Here is a 14,616-nt window from a genome sequence, read left to right as displayed (position 1 = left end):
GAGCCATGCCCGCCATCTGCCAATCCTTTCGCTGTTTCGATGAAGTCGCCCAACGCGGTTCCGTGCGCAAGGCAGCCGTGTCCCTGCATTTGACGGCGGCGGCGGTCAACCAGCAGATTTTGAACCTGGAAAAAATGGTCGGCGTGCCGCTTTTCGACCGGGTGCCGAGCGGCATGCAGTTAAGTTCCGCCGGCGACATCATGCTGGCGGCGGTGCGCCGCAGCCAGCGCGACTTCGACAACGCGCTGGCCCAGGTGGAGGACTTGCGGCAATTGCGGCGCGGCCACGTCAACCTCGGCGTGTCGCATTCCTCGGCCGAAAACCTGATTCCCCAGATCATCGGCAGCCTGATGGACAGCCACCCCGGACTCAGCTACAACGTCCGCTCCGGCAACGGCGAGACGCTACTGCGCTGGGTCGCCAACGGCGAGGTCGACGTCGCCTACTGCCTGCGGCGTCCTGTTCCACCGCCAGGCGTGGTGGAAGTGCGGGCCTGGCCCCAGCGGCTGGGCGTGGTGACGGCGCCCGGCCATCCGTTGGCGGCGCAAGCGACGCCGCTGCGCCTGCGCGATTGCCTCGACTACCCGCTGGCCTTGATGGCACAGGATATGGAATTGAGCAGCGTTGCCAGCCACATCGAGCCGCGCCTGGCCAGCCGCGGCCGCCCGGTGGTCGAGACCAATTCGGTGGCGATGGCGCGTACCCTGGTGGCGCGCGGCAAGGCCGTCGGCTTTCTGATTCCCGAGAACGTCGCGCTGGAGGTGGCCAACGGCACGCTGGCGTGGCGCGGGCTGGTCGATTCCGGCGCCCACTTGCATACCTGCCTGTACCAGCGCGCCGGCTACAGCACGACCGCGGTGATGAGCATGTTCGTGGCGGCGATGGACTTGGCCATCGAGGACATCCACCGGCATTTCGACATCGCCAAAACGGCCCGCATAGAGATTAACAACTTGGCTGTTTAAACACGGACTTCAATACCGCCAGGTCGCGCCGATATAGGCGTAGCCGCCCGACGGGTATTGCGCGCGCTTGAGCACGTCGCCGGCCACGAGGCGCTCAACATTCAAGAACAAGGTCAAATGGTCGCTGGCCGACCACGTCCCGACGGCGCGCAACAGGCCGCCGATTTCGCGGCCCGGGACGTCCTGGCTACCCGCATAGGCGCGCATTGCGCCTGCATAGGCCGCGTCGCCCTCCTTCAGCCGTCGCGCGAAGCCATACTCGACCGAGAGATGGCTCCGTGGCGTAGGCGAAACGGCCAATCCCGGCGCAAGCATCAACAGGTTGCTCAGGCTGAGGAACTGCCCCTCACCGAGATAATTGGAACTGGCATAGAGCTGGTTGAAGCCCTTCAGCGTGGCGCTGCCGGAGGCGCGGCCACCGGAGGCGAGGTCGATATGCGCCGTCAGGCGTGGCTTCCAGCCCTCGTTAGAGAGCGCCAGGCTGTGCACCGCGAACAGGCCCCAGGCATCGAGGTCGCGATTCACGTGTTTGCCGCTCTGGTGCGCCAGTGTCCAGTCGAAGCGCAAGTCGCCCCGCTGGCCCCACAGGCGCGCGCCGACGGTGTCGCGGTCATCCAGACCGACGCGGCCGGCGAAGCGCAAGTGCGGGTTTTCGCTGTGAATCCAGAACGGGTCAAGATAGGTGTTGGCTCCGCCGCCGGATGCGACGACCAGACTGGCATTGATTCCGCGCAGGCGTTCGGCGCCATTGATCTCCTCGTCGAAGGCGCCGCGCAGCAGCCGCGTTGCGCGTAGCTGGAAAACGTTTACCCGAACCTGCTCACCGTTGGCGTAGAAACGCGCGCCGTTCCAGCTGCGATGGAGATTGGGACCGTCGCTCAAGCTAATCAGTTGTCGCGGTCCGTCGGCAAACTCCTGGCGCCCGATCGCTACGCCCACCACGGCCGCTCCGAGGTTTCCCCTTGTGTCGACGAATAATTGCTGCAACGAAGCGTCGTTCTGAAAATTGGCGGTAGCGGCGTTGCGGCGGCCCGCCACCTGGCCCGTGGCGAGCTCGCCATAGACGCGCAAGGCGGGGTTCCAGCGAAAATCAGCGCCCGCAACGCCGCGCAGCAACCCTTGCCGATAATCGTTGCCGCTCGTCGATTGGCCATTCTCGTAGCTGTCGTAGCGCAAGCGAGCCTCGGCGCTCAAGCTCAAGGATGCCCCGCCACCGAGCGGCATCGCCTTGCTCGGTGCGATGCTCTGGGCAGCGGCGGCACCGGCCCAGACCATCAGAACGATCGCAGCGCCACTGAATTTACCGGGGGCCATTCGCGTCCTCCCGGCCACATTGTGGCGCAGCGGCGCGCTGCGACAGCGCCTGGCTAAAGGCGGCGATAGCGAGGGCGCCAACGATGAGCGCGGCGGCAACGGCGAAGGTAATACGCATGCCGTTGGCAAGCGCCTCCGGCGGCGCCGCCAGCATGTCGCCCGTCGCCGAAGCGAGCGCGAACACGGCGCCCATCACGGACGCGCCGGTGAGCAGCCCAAGATTGCGCGACAGGTTCAGCAAGCCGGATACGACGCCGCGCTGGTCGGCGCGGATATCCGTCATGACGGCGGTATTATTGGCAGCCTGGAACAGCGCATAGCCGGCGGTGACGACGACGAGCGGGCCCATGTATCCGGGAATGCCAAAGCGCGTCGGCAGCATGGGCAGGACGGCGCAACCGAGCGCCATGGCGACGAGCCCGGCAATAGTCATGCGCCGCGCGCCAAAACGGTCGACCGCGCGGCCGGCAGGCACACCCGTCAGTGCGGCGACAATCGGACCGGACGACATGACCAGCCCGACCCGGGCGGTGTCGAGCGCCAGCGCGCCGGACAGGTAGAACGGGCCGACCACCAGCGTCGCCATCACCACGGTCGTCACCAGGGCGCTCATGGCGAAGCCCGCGCTCAGCACCGGATTGCCGAACATCGCCAGGCGGATCAGCGGCGACGCGGCCGTCGACTCGGCGCGCACGAAAAGGCCGACGCCGCAGACGGCGGCGGCCAGCAGCGCCACGTTGATGGCGCCGAAACTACCGCGCCCGGTCGTCATGGCAAGCGCATAGGCCACCAGCGTCAGCGCAAGCAGCAGCGTACCCACATGGTCGAAGCCGGGCCGCTGCGCCTTCGGTGCGCGGCGGTCATCCGGCAGGAAGCGCTGCGCGAGCAGCAGCGCCACGATGCCCAGCGGCACATTGATGAAGAAAATGGCCGGCCAACCCAGTGCGGCGATCAGCGTGCCGCCGAGCGTGGGACCGAGCGCCGTGCCAATCGCCGACATGGTGCCGAGCAGCCCCATGGCGCTACCGGTCCTTGCCTTCGGTACTGTCTCGGCGACGAAGGCCATGGTGAGGGCCATCATGGTGGCCGCGCCAAGGCCCTGTACCGCGCGGGCGGCAATCAGCACGGGCAGCGTGGGGGCGAAGCCGCACAGCGCCGAGGCCAGCGTGAACAGAGCGATACCGGCCAGCAGCAAGCGCCGGCGCCCGGTGATGTCGCCGAGCCGCCCAACGCTGACGATCACGGTGGTGACGGCGAGCAGATAGGCCAGCACGACCCACTGTACCTGCTGGAAGGAGGCGTTGAACGCCTGCGCCAGCGTCGGCAAACCGACATTGGCAATGCTGATGCCTAGCGAGGAGAGCAACATGGATAGGGAAAGGCTGACCAACGCCCAGCGCACCGTGGGAGCGAGTGTCGCTCTTCCCTCTGGCACCTCATCGGTTTTTGCATTGATGGGTTTCAACATGACCTCCGCTTATTTGACAACTCTCGAAATGGAGCTAAGCACATCATGCCTTCTGGCTTGACATAGCGGAAGGCGCAGCATTTGCACTGTATTCGTGCGTCTGACGCCATCCCAAAACAATCTACGTTAAAATTGCCGCATGTCGACACCGGATTTGAACTTATTGATCACTCTAGACGCCGTGCTCGCCGAAGGCAGCGTTGCGCGCGCAGCCCAGCGGCTGCGCCTTAGCCCGTCGGCGATGAGCCGCGCGTTGGCGCGCCTGCGCGAGACCACCGGCGATCCGCTGTTGGTCCGGGCCGGACGCGGCCTCGTTCCGACACCCAGGGCGATCGAGCTGCGCGAGCGCGTCAGCCAACTGGTCGAAGATGCAAAAGCGGTACTCCGGCCTGCCGAGAAGCTCAACCTGAAACAGCTCGCCAGAACGTTTACGCTGCGTACCCGCGAAGGCTTCGTCGAAAACTTCGGCGCGGCGCTGATCGCCCGCGTCGGCGAGGAAGCGCCGGGCGTGCGGCTGTGTTTTGTGCAGAAAACGAACAAAGACAGCGCGTCCCTGCGCGACGGCAGCGTCGACCTGGAGACCGGCGTGGTGGGCAAGGCGACCGGGCCGGAAGTACGCGCGCGCGCCTTGTTCCGCGACCGTTTCATTGGCGTGGTGCGCACCGGCCACCCGCTGAGCCAGGGCGCGGTCACGCCCGCGCTGTATGCGGCGGGCCGGCACATCAGCGTTTCGCGACTCGGACTCGACAAGGGGCAGATAGACGAAGCCTTGCTGGCGCTCGGGCTGGAACGGCAAATCGCCACGATTGTCGGCAGCTTTTCGGCGGCGCTGGCGCTGGCCCGGGCCGGCGAGCTGATCGCCAGCGTTCCCGAACGCTACACCGACAACCTGCGCGCCGGCATGCACAGCTTCGCCCTTCCCGTCGCGGCGCCGGAAATCAGCATTTCATTGCTCTGGCACCCACGGCTGGACGCCGATCCGGCACATCGCTGGCTGCGCGGCCTGGTCCTCGACATCTGCGCGGCGCGCCCCGACGCTCCCTGATCGCCATTCCGCCAACCCAACGATTGCCAATCTCCACGTCGCCAAACGAACGATTTTCGTCGGTCGGGTTAGCCCGTCCGGGCGTAACCCGACTGGCGTCGGCAGCGGCCCGGCGTCAACGTCGAAAACATTCGCGTCGCCGGTTCGTCTACTAAACATGACCCGAAAATTATCCCCATGATCGCCCTGCTGGAACCCTTGTTCCAGGGCGAACGGCGCGCCTATGGCGAGTCACTCTCCTACGCGCCGCGGTTTCCGCCGGATGCGCTGCCGGTAAGCCGATTGCTGGCCGACCCCACGCTGCTGGCGCAAAGCGTGCGTCGTTTCGCGGACAGGCTCGGCACGGACGACCTGCGGCCGGCGGCCTCGGCCTGGAGCTACAGCTATCTGGGCGCGCTACTGCCACCGCTAGCGGCGGCGGCAACGCTGCTGCGCCACCGCTTCCCGGCAGACGCCAACGACATGGCAGTATCGCTCGACCACCACGGCGGCGTGGCGCGATTCCATATCCGCGCGCTGGGCGGTGCTGGCGCCGACACCGTGGAATGTTATGACGCATTACTGCGCGGCCATTTGACGCCCCTGTTCGCGCAACTGGGCCGCCAGTCGGGACTGGCACAGAAGACATTATGGGGAAATCTGGCGCGACTGCTCGACAGGTTCCTGGCCGAGGCGGCGCAATCTGCCGTCGCCCACGGCGAGGCCGACATCGCGGCGGCGGTTGCGCAAGACCGCGCCGCCTTGCTCGACGCGCCGGCGTGGGCCGGCGCCGTCAATCCCTTACATATGCGACAAGGCCGCGCGCAAGGGCTGTCCGACGATGCTGCCAGTCCAGGCAAGCCGCTGCTGCTGCACCGGCAATGTTGCCTGTACCACCTGCTGCCGGATCAAGGCTACTGCGGCGCCTGCCCGCTCGATTCGGGCAACGCACGAGTCAAGGGCACGACGCCGGCTGCCTGAGCGCCAGGGCGCGCTCCAGCGCCTGCATCAATTGCCGCTCCTGCGCCTGCCCGCGCAGATAGAAATGGCCGCCGTCGTACCACTCCAGCCCGAAGTCCGAACCGGCTTCCCGGCGCCATGCCTGCATCTGCGGCGCCGTGTAGCGGTCGTTGCGGCCGGCCATCACCCACAGCGGCATATCCAACGGCGGCGCCGCCGCGTCGAAGCAGAAGCTGGCGCACACGCGGTAGTCCGCGCGCATCGTCGGCAAGATCATCTGCATCAATTCCCCGCTGTCGAACACGGCCTCGGGCGTGCCGCCCTGGCGCCGCAGCTCGGCGACCAGCGCCTGGTCGTCGTCCGGCGTGAAGACCAGCGTGTCGCGGCACGATGGCGCGGCGCTGGCCGAAACCAGCAGCGCGCGCGGCGCCCTGCCCCCGCCAAGTTGGCGCAGGCGCCGCGCCATGCCATACGCCAGCAAGCCGCCCATGCTATGGCCGAACAAGGCGTACGGCCGCGGCGGCAGGCGCAGGTATTCGTCGCACAGCTGCGCGAGCAAGGTGTCGTAGTCCTGCACCAGCGCCTCGCCCGAGCGCACGCCCCGGCCCGGCAACTCCATCGGCATCAAGCCAATCCACGCCGGCAGCAAACGCCGCCAGCGCAGGTACATGGTGGCGCTGGCGCCCGCGTTGGGCAGGCACAGCAAGGTGATCGACGCCCTGTCGGCAAGCACTATGCCGCCTGGACGCGGGTGCGCGGCGTGGTGTCCTCGCTGAGCTGGCCGTTTTCCATGCGGATGAGCCGGTCGGCCAGGTGGAAATAGCGGTCGTCGTGCGAGATCACCAGAATGGTCTTGCCCTGCGCCTTCAGCTCGGCCAGCACCTCCTGGTAGAACACGTTTTTGAACAGCGGGTCCTGGTCTGCCGCCCATTCGTCGAACACCAGGAAGGGCCGGTTCTCCAAACAAGCGACCACCAGCGCCAGACGTTTGCGCTGCCCCTGCGACAGCGCCTGCGTGGTGAACGCGCCGTCGCGTACCTGGACCTTGTGTTGCAGGTGCAGGCGTTCAATCAGGCGGTTGCCACGCGCGTCCAGATCCGCGCCGCCGTCGCCGCTGTGCAGCAGGCGGTCGAACAGGTAGAAGTCGGAAAACACGGTGCTGAACAATTGCCGGTACTGGTCGCGGTTGCTGTCGTCGACGCTGTTGCCGTTGAGCGTGATGCGGCCCGATTCCGGCGGATACAGGCCGACCAGCAATTTGGCTAGCGTGGTCTTGCCGCTGCCGTTGCCGCCGACCAGGAACACTACTTCGCCCGGTTTGAAGACGAAGCTGACCGGCCCCAAGGCGAAGAAATCATCGCTTTGCTCGTGGTAGTAGCGGTGCACCACCGATTCCAGCGCCAGTTGGTACAGCGGCTCCGGCTGGGCGCTGGTGACGGCCTGCTCGTGCTCGGCCATGCCCGCCGTGATCTCGTCGATGCGCTTGGCCGATGCCTTGGCCAGATTGGCGCGCGGGATGTTGAGCAGCAGCACTTCGAGCGGCGTAACCATGTAGACGAACACCAGCGCGAAGCCGGTCATGACGCGGGATTGGTCGGGCGCGTCGCCCAGCAGCACGAACAAGACCAGGCCGATGAAGGCGTAGATCAGGAAATTGGCCCAACTGGCCGAGACCACAAAAATCGACATGCCAAGCGTGCGGGCGCTGCGCACCTGCTCGATCGACGCGCCCAGCACTTGCTCGCGGAAGACTGTGCGCTTGCCGAAATGCAGCCGCAGTTCCTTGGCGCCGTCGGTCAGCGCGCGGAAATGGCCGAACAGGCGGTCCTGCTCCTCCGCCGCCAGGTTTAAATGGCGGATCGCGCGCAGGTTGGCCAGGTGGTAGCCGAAGGAACCGAGCCCGATCAGCGCGACGGCGAACAGGAAGATTTGCCACGACAACAGCAACATGTAGGTCAGGCAACCGAGTACTACGACGAAATTGCTCAGGATGGCAGGGAACGTGACGAAGAAGGCGGCGACGTTGGCGCTGTGCTCGGACAGCGCCGACTGCACCTTGGCCGAACCGACCGCTTCCAGGTTGCGGTAGTCGGCCGCCATGACGCGGCCGCTGACGTAGCGCCGTAATTCGGCGTGGGCGTGCTGGCTAAGGCGCTCGAACAGGCCCGAGGCGACGATGTGGGTGAGCATCAGCCCGATTGCCAGCACGCCGAACATCCAGGCCATGCCGGCGCGCGCCGACGGCGCGGCGCTGAGGGCCTCGCTGATGAGGGCGATCAGCGCGACGCCGCAGACACCGTGCGCAACGCTGCCGGCGGCGGCGGCGAGCAACAGGCCCCTGGATTGTTGAATCAAAAATCGTAACATGAACGTAATCCTTGTGAGTGGGCTTCCCTTGCAAGACGAACGGTGGTGCGCCTTGTTTAGCCTGATTTGTTTGGAACGGGCCTGCTTACGGCTGCAATACCGTGCTCGACGTGACTGCGGCGGCGATCTCGGCCTCGCGGAACGGAAAGCGCTGCCATTGCTTGGCCGCGTAGCGCTGTAGCGCCGAATTGCCCGCCACGTCGGCCAGCCCGGTGTCGCGCAAGCCGTGGGCGAGCAAGGTGTCGGCTTGCGCGCCGCCCGGTCCGAAGCGCACCACTTGCACATAGCTGTTGCCGACAAAGTCAGGCGGTACGCCCCGGCTGCCCAGCGCCCGGCAGGCCACCGTGTAGTAACCGCCCTGGTGGCAGCCGCCGTACAGCGGCACATGCGCGGCGGCGGCGCCGTCGCCGGCGTACAGGCTGTCGCCAAGCAAGGTGTCGAGCGCCTGGCCGGCGTCGGTCATCGCCAGCACCGCCGCCCCCAAGCTGGTCGCCATGCGCGGGTCCCCGGCCTGGATGCGCGCCGGCGTCTCCAGCGGATGGGCCGGGTCGAACGGCACGGCAAAGCGCTCGGCCTCGGGAATTTTCTCCACCCTGGCCCAGAACTGCTCCCACAACAGCGCCCCGCGCTCGCCCGCGTTGGCGCTGTCGTTCCAGCCGCCCAGCACCCGGCACGCCTGCGCCAGGCGCACCGGCCGCGGCGCGTCAAAGATCTTGCCGGTCAGACTGTCGCGCTCCACCTTGACCACCCGCTGCGAGCAGATCGACTCCAGCAGCGGCGTCTTGTACAGTTGCGCCGCCAGCGAGCGGGCGTCCAACACTTGCCGCTTCAGGCTGTCGACCACCTCGGCCGCCGGCAGCGGCGCATGCGCCAGCATCTCGGCGGCGATACCGTGGCCGATTTTGCCGCGCAGCGACACGCCTTGGCGCTCGCCGCCCATCACCAAGGGATAGCCTTCCAGCGGCTCGGCCGGGTTGCTCAGCCAATAACTCTCGTTCGAGTTCGCCACATAGTCGGTGCGAAACAGTCCCGGCTGCGCGGACGCCGGCAAGGCGCCGGGCTGGGCGGCGGCGCCGTCGACGAGCCAGTTGCAATCGCCGCGGCTGCCGTCGAGCACCGGCGCGAGCGGGTCGACCGCGGCAAACGCCTTCGACGCCGGCGTTGCGCAGCGCGCGCGCAAGCGGTCCGGCGCGTTCGGCACCGCGCCGATGTCGGCATACCAGACGCGGGCGTCGCCGCGACCGATGGCGACCGTGTTGACCCACGGCGTGCCGGCCTCGCGCTTCTGGATTTCCACAAAGTGTTGCAGCGAGCGCGCCTGGTTCCAGTAAAAGAAGGTGCGGAAAACCCGCAGGTTGTCGGCGTTGACGTCGCGCAGCGCCAGCGCCTTGCCGGCGCTCCAGCCCAGTTCGGGCGCCAGCACGCCCAGGTCGAGCAGCGGACCGTATTGGCTGGAATACAGCGTGCGCGTGGCGCTGTCGCCTTGGCCGTCAGCGCCGCGCAGGGGCACGGTGACGGTGTGCGCGCGCATCGGCACCAGGTCCTGGTCGAGCCGATAGTGGGTCGGATCCGCCAGCGTCAGGTCGAACAGGCCGAAACGCCGCGCTTCGGACACCGTATGGCTCCACGCGACGTTGTCGTTGAAGCCCACCATCAGCACCGGCACGCCGAGGAAGGACACGCCGGCGGCGTTCAGCTTGCCGGGTATGCTCAAGTGGGCCTGGTAGAAACGGTCCGGGCCGCGCCAAAACCAGTGCGGGTTGCCAAACAGCACGGACTGCGCCTCGCCGGTGACGTCGCCGCCCAGCGCCAGGGCGTTGCTGCCAATGCCGGGCTGGTTGCCGATGGTGTGCGCCAGCGTCTGGGCCAGCGTCGGCCCCGGCGCCGCCCGGGTGGCCGGGTGGGCCTGCGCCCGGGCGGCGCCGGGCGGCGCCGCGTTGGCAATCGCCGGGATAAAGCGCGCGTAGCCGGCGCTGATGCTGGCGGCGTACATGCGCCGGTAGATGTCGCCGGCCGTGATGTTCTCCACCCACGCTTGGCTGGCGCAGGCGTCGCTGCGGGCCAGCCGGGCTTGTCCCAGATAGCGGTTGTAGCCGTCGGCGAACCCGCCGATCAATTGTTGCAGCTCAACCGGCTGGGCGCGCCGGTACGCCGCCACCATCGCCTCGGTGGCGTAGGCGGCAAAGAAGAAATCCAGCTCCAGGTTGGTCGGGCGCCCCAGCATCGATTCATGCTCGGGCCGGTTGTCCGCTCCCCAATGCAAGCTGCGCCGGCCCTTGTAGGTGACAAACGCCTCGCTCAGCGTGCACAAGGCGTCCTGCGCTTGCACATAGCCATAACCCAGGCCGAGGTCGCGCCAGTTGGCCGCCTTGATATGCGGTATGCCGTCGGCGGTGCGGCGAATACTGACCTCGGCCGCCTGCGTCGCGCCGGCCGACAGCGTCAACAGGGCCGCCAGCGCCGCCCCCATGGCCGGCCTCGAATTGTTCAACATAGTTGTGCTCTTTCATCTGTGTGCATGCAGGCCTGACGTATCGGCGCCGCCAATTTTTAAGCCCTTGGGCGCCGTCGCCGCCAAAGAATAAAAAAGCGTCGAAATTGTAAACAGTTCTCATTCCGGTTCGTCAATCCAGCAAGACCATACAGCGACCGGCGTCTTTCTAAAGCCTCCGGTTCCCGCGAACCGCTCAACAGGACATCAGCACATACACCATGCATATCCATAAACTCATCGGCATCGGCTTCGGCCCCTCCAACCTGGCGCTGGCCATCGCACTGCAGGAGCAAGGCCAGCCGGCCGACGCGCTGTATCTGGAAAGGCAGCAGCAATTCGCCTGGCATCCGGACATGCTGCTGGATGGCACGCATATGCAGATTTCATTCCTAAAAGACCTGGCCACGCTGCGCAACCCGGCCAGCCGCTACACCTTCCTGCATTACCTGCACCAGCGCCAACGCCTGCAAGATTTCATTAACCTGAAAACCTTTTACCCGAGCCGGCGCGAGTTCAACGACTACCTGGCCTGGGCCGCGCGCCAGTTCGCCGCCCAATGCCGCTACGGCGAGGAAGTCAGCGCGGTGCTGCCGGTGCTGAGCAAGGGCCAGGTCACGCACCTGACGGTGCAGTCGCGCGACAGCCAGGGCCAGGTGCACGAGCGCCAGGCGCGCAACATCGTCGTCAGCGTCGGCGGCAGTCCGGCCATTCCTGAGTGCTTCGCTGCGTTCCGCGGCGACGCCCGCGTGTTCCACTCCAGCGCCTACCTGTCCGCGCTGGGCCAGTTGAAGGACGCGCGCCGCGTCGCCGTCATCGGCGCCGGCCAGAGCGCCGCCGAGATTTTCATGGATTTGCACGGCAAGGGCTATAACGTCGACCTGGTGACGCGGGCGCGCGCGCTCAAGCCGGCCGACGACAGCCCCTTCATCAATGAAATCTTCAACCCCGACTACACCGACTATGTGTTCCAGCAGACCCCGGCCGAGCGCGCCGCGCTGCTCGACGAGCATCTCAACACCAATTACGCGGTGGCCGACACGGCGCTGATCGAACAGATCTTCAACGTCTTCTACCAGCAAAAGGTGCTGGGCGACCAGCGCCACCAGTTCCTGCGCCGCCACGAGGTCGTCGCCGCCCACGCGGAAGCAGCCGGCGTCCAGTTGCAACTGCGCGACCACGAAAGCGGCAATACCTTCGCCAGCCGCTACGACGCGGTGATCCTGGCCACCGGCTACCGCCGCCAGCAGCACCAAAACCTGCTGGCGCCGCTGGCGCCATGGCTGGACGGCATGGCGGTGGATCGCCACTACCAGTTGATCGGCAACGCCCAGTTCCAGCCGCGGGTGTTCTTGCAGGGCGGCTGCGAGGCTTCGCACGGCCTGTCCGACACCTTGCTGTCGATCACCGCCATCCGCAGCCAGGAGATCGGCGCGGCGCTGCACGCCACCGCGCCCGCGCTATAGCAATGCCAGCCGCCGGGGTGCGGGCGCGGCGCCGAATATGTCGACTAAACAAATTGATCGCTGATTCGTCAAGGTCATAAGCGTTGTTGCGTCCAGGCATTTCGGACGCGCCCGCCACCCTTCCGTCATTACCTACTAAACTGAACAGCAAGCGAAAATGCATATCAAATCTAGCAAACTTCCGGTCCGCCGCAGCGTCCTGGCCCTGCAACTGGCCCTGGCCAGCCTCTCCGTCGGCGGCGCCGCCCACGCCCAACAGGCAGGCGCCGCCACGGCCAAGGAGGGGCAGACCATGGCGCCCGTGACGGTAACGGCCGGCGCCATCGGCCCCAGCGAAGGCAGCGGCTCCTACACCAGCGCCGGCAGCACCGCCGCCACCGGCCTGAATTTGTCGATCCGCGACACCCCGCAATCGGTCAGCGTGATCACCCGCGAACGCCTGGACGACCAGGCGCTGCTGTCGGTGTTCGAGGTCGCCAACACCACCACCGGCGTCTCCGCCAAGGGAATCGACAGCGTGCGCGGCACTTTCTTCGCCCGCGGCTTCCAGATCGACAAGCTGCAAATCGACGGCACGCCGATGGCCGGCAACAATGAAGGCGAGGCCAATGCCGACACCGCGATCTACGACCGGGTCGAGATCGTGCGCGGCGCCACCGGCCTGATGAGCGGCAGCGGCAGCCCGTCGGCGTCGATCAACCTGATCCGCAAACACGCCGACAGCAAGCAGTTCACCGGCTCGGCCAGCGTCGGCCTGGGTTCCTGGGACCGGCGCAACGGCGTCATCGACCTGAGCGCGCCACTGACACAGGACGGTTCGGTGCGCGGCCGCGTGGTCGTCAGCGCCGAGGACAAAGACAACTTCATCCGCCTTGAAACCACCCAAAAGGCGCTGGTCTACGGCGTCATCGACGCCGACCTGGGCCGCGACACCAAACTGAGCGTGGGCTTCAGCGAGCAGCGCGACGAGCACCGCGGCAACCAGTGGGCCGGCCTGCCGATTTTCTACACCGACGGCAGCCGCACCGACTGGGACCGCGCCACCACCACGGCGGCCAACTGGAACCGCTGGGACACCCGCCAGCAAAGCGTCTTCGCCACCGTCGACCACCGCCTCGGCAAGGAATGGAAGCTGCAGGCGTCGGCGACGCGGCGCAGCAACACCGGCGACCAGCGCCTGAACTGGATGGAGGGCGCGGTCGACCGCGCCACCGGCCTGGGCCTGCAACCCTGGCTGGTCGGCTACGGCGTCGACGCCACGCAGACCGACTTCGGCCTGACCGCCTCCGGCCCGTTCGAACTGCTGGGGCGCAAGCATGAAGTGGCCGTCGGCCTGCTGCACGGCAAACACGATCTGGAATGGCAGAACAGCAACGCCAGCGAACTGCCGCCAATCGGCGACTTCAGCGCCTGGAGCGGCGCCTACCCGGAGCCGACCTGGTCGGCGTACCAGCTCGGCAACCGCTCGCGCGAGACCCAGACCAGCGTCTACGGCGTGGCGCGACTGCAATTGACGGACGCGCTCAAGTTCATCGCCGGCGCCCGCGTCAGCAACTGGAACCGCGACGGCGAAGCGACGCTATGGACGGCGCAAGCGTACTCGATCCGCCACCACGGCGTCGTCACCCCCTACGCCGGCGCCGTGTTCGACCTGAGCCCGCAGGCCTCGCTGTATGCGAGCTACACCAGCATCTTCGATCCGCAGAACAGCCGCGACAAGACCGGCGCCTATCTGGAGCCGCTGAAAGGCAAGAACGTCGAAATCGGCGTCAAGGGAGAACTGCTCGACGGCAAGTTGAACACCTCCTTCGCGCTGTTCCAGGTGAAGCAGGACAATTTCGCCATCGCCGACGGCAACCAGGTCATCCCGAACACCCGCGAGCAAGCCTATATCACCGGCGACGGCAGCAAGACCCGGGGGTACGAAATGGAATTGAACGGCGAACTGGCTAGCGGCTGGAACGCCAGCGTGGGCTGGAGCCAATTCACCAGCGAGGACGCCGCTGGCAAGGCGATCAACACCGCCCATCCGCACAAGATGCTCAAGGTCTACACCAAGTACCGCCTGCCGGGTGAGTGGAAAAAACTGGCGGTCGGCGGCGGCGTGAACTGGGAAGGCCGCAGCTACGCGCAATTCCCCAGCCCGTTCGGCGGCGCCGATCTCCGGGTGGGCCAGGACGCCTACGCGGTCGCCAGCGTGATGGCGCGCTACGAGATCAGCCCGCAGTTGTCGCTGCAGGTGAACGTGAACAATCTGTTTGACAAGAAATACTACGCGAACCAGATCGACACCTTCAAGAACATCATGTACGGCGCGCCGCGCAATGTGTTGGCGACGCTGAAGTACACGTTTTAAACTAAAAAAGTTGAAGTATGGATGCAGGGGGCGGACCGCAATGTTTGCCCCCTGCATCGTTTGCGATCAACAAGCGTCCAGCCGGCGCTTAAAACTGACCGAAGAAATCACGCGCGACCACTTCGCAGGCGACCTTGATCATGAATAATGCCTTACTGAGATCGATGAGATGGCGGCCGATGAAGGTCAAAAAGTCGTCATTGGT

At 66.4% G+C, this 14,616-nt stretch carries 10 protein-coding genes; 5 read left to right on the top strand and 5 right to left on the bottom strand.

Annotation, left to right across the window (positions count from 1 at the left end; genetic code table 11):
- Nucleotides 1–5 precede the first annotated feature (5 nt).
- Complete coding sequence (locus JANGC3_RS0105840; RefSeq protein WP_017875547.1) at nt 6–965, top strand: LysR family transcriptional regulator; 960 nt, start codon at nt 6–8, stop codon at nt 963–965.
- A 9-nt stretch (nt 966–974) separates the two neighbouring features.
- On the opposite strand, the gene JANGC3_RS0105835 is transcribed toward JANGC3_RS0105840, so the two are convergent.
- Entirely contained in the window at nt 975–2,279 is a 1,305-nt protein-coding gene (locus JANGC3_RS0105835; protein WP_081611777.1) for an alginate export family protein, read from the bottom strand.
- Nucleotides 2,266–3,747 (bottom strand): MFS transporter, encoded by a 1,482-nt coding sequence (locus tag JANGC3_RS0105830; protein ID WP_026132606.1) that lies wholly within the window; start codon nt 3,745–3,747, stop codon nt 2,266–2,268. The genes JANGC3_RS0105835 and JANGC3_RS0105830 overlap by 14 nt, the downstream gene beginning before the upstream one ends.
- Before the next feature lie 139 nt (nt 3,748–3,886).
- Between JANGC3_RS0105830 and JANGC3_RS0105825 the strand changes: the two genes are divergently transcribed.
- Entirely contained in the window at nt 3,887–4,792 is a 906-nt protein-coding gene (locus tag JANGC3_RS0105825; protein WP_026132605.1) for a LysR family transcriptional regulator, read from the top strand.
- 177 nt (nt 4,793–4,969) lie between these two features.
- Nucleotides 4,970–5,752: a siderophore-iron reductase FhuF gene (fhuF, locus tag JANGC3_RS0105820; protein ID WP_017875543.1), complete on the top strand. Its 783-nt coding sequence runs from the start codon at nt 4,970–4,972 to the stop codon at nt 5,750–5,752.
- Here the strand turns inward: fhuF and JANGC3_RS0105815 are convergent.
- The 3 genes from JANGC3_RS0105815 to JANGC3_RS28505 all read right to left on the bottom strand — a co-directional run bounded on the left by JANGC3_RS0105815 (nt 5,727) and on the right by JANGC3_RS28505 (nt 10,592).
- Nucleotides 5,727–6,467, bottom strand: coding sequence for an alpha/beta fold hydrolase (locus JANGC3_RS0105815; protein ID WP_081611986.1), 741 nt, complete (start codon nt 6,465–6,467; stop codon nt 5,727–5,729). The two genes, fhuF and JANGC3_RS0105815, sit on opposite strands and share 26 nt — an antisense overlap.
- Nucleotides 6,464–8,098, bottom strand: a complete 1,635-nt coding sequence (locus JANGC3_RS28510) for a cyclic peptide export ABC transporter (protein ID WP_051068228.1) — start codon at nt 8,096–8,098, stop codon at nt 6,464–6,466. The genes JANGC3_RS0105815 and JANGC3_RS28510 overlap by 4 nt, the downstream gene beginning before the upstream one ends.
- A gap of 85 nt (nt 8,099–8,183) precedes the next feature.
- The gene (locus JANGC3_RS28505) at nt 8,184–10,592 is read right to left on the bottom strand and encodes a penicillin acylase family protein (protein ID WP_157406478.1); all 2,409 of its coding nucleotides are present in this window, start codon (nt 10,590–10,592) and stop codon (nt 8,184–8,186) included.
- A 218-nt stretch (nt 10,593–10,810) separates the two neighbouring features.
- Between JANGC3_RS28505 and JANGC3_RS0105800 the strand changes: the two genes are divergently transcribed.
- Together JANGC3_RS0105800 and JANGC3_RS0105795 are read left to right on the top strand one after the other, a co-directional pair.
- Nucleotides 10,811–12,055, top strand: coding sequence for a lysine N(6)-hydroxylase/L-ornithine N(5)-oxygenase family protein (locus JANGC3_RS0105800; RefSeq protein WP_017875539.1), 1,245 nt, complete (start codon nt 10,811–10,813; stop codon nt 12,053–12,055).
- Nucleotides 12,056–12,212: 157 nt separating this feature from the next.
- Nucleotides 12,213–14,411: a TonB-dependent siderophore receptor gene (locus JANGC3_RS0105795; RefSeq protein ID WP_017875538.1), complete on the top strand. Its 2,199-nt coding sequence runs from the start codon at nt 12,213–12,215 to the stop codon at nt 14,409–14,411.
- Nucleotides 14,412–14,616 lie beyond the last annotated feature (205 nt).

It is taken from the genome of Janthinobacterium sp. CG3 (assembly GCF_000344615.1).
Taxonomy (GTDB): Bacteria; Pseudomonadota; Gammaproteobacteria; order Burkholderiales; family Burkholderiaceae_D; genus Janthinobacterium.
Note: the sequence above shows the minus strand (reverse complement) of the source record. Positions and strands in the feature narration are given on the sequence as shown.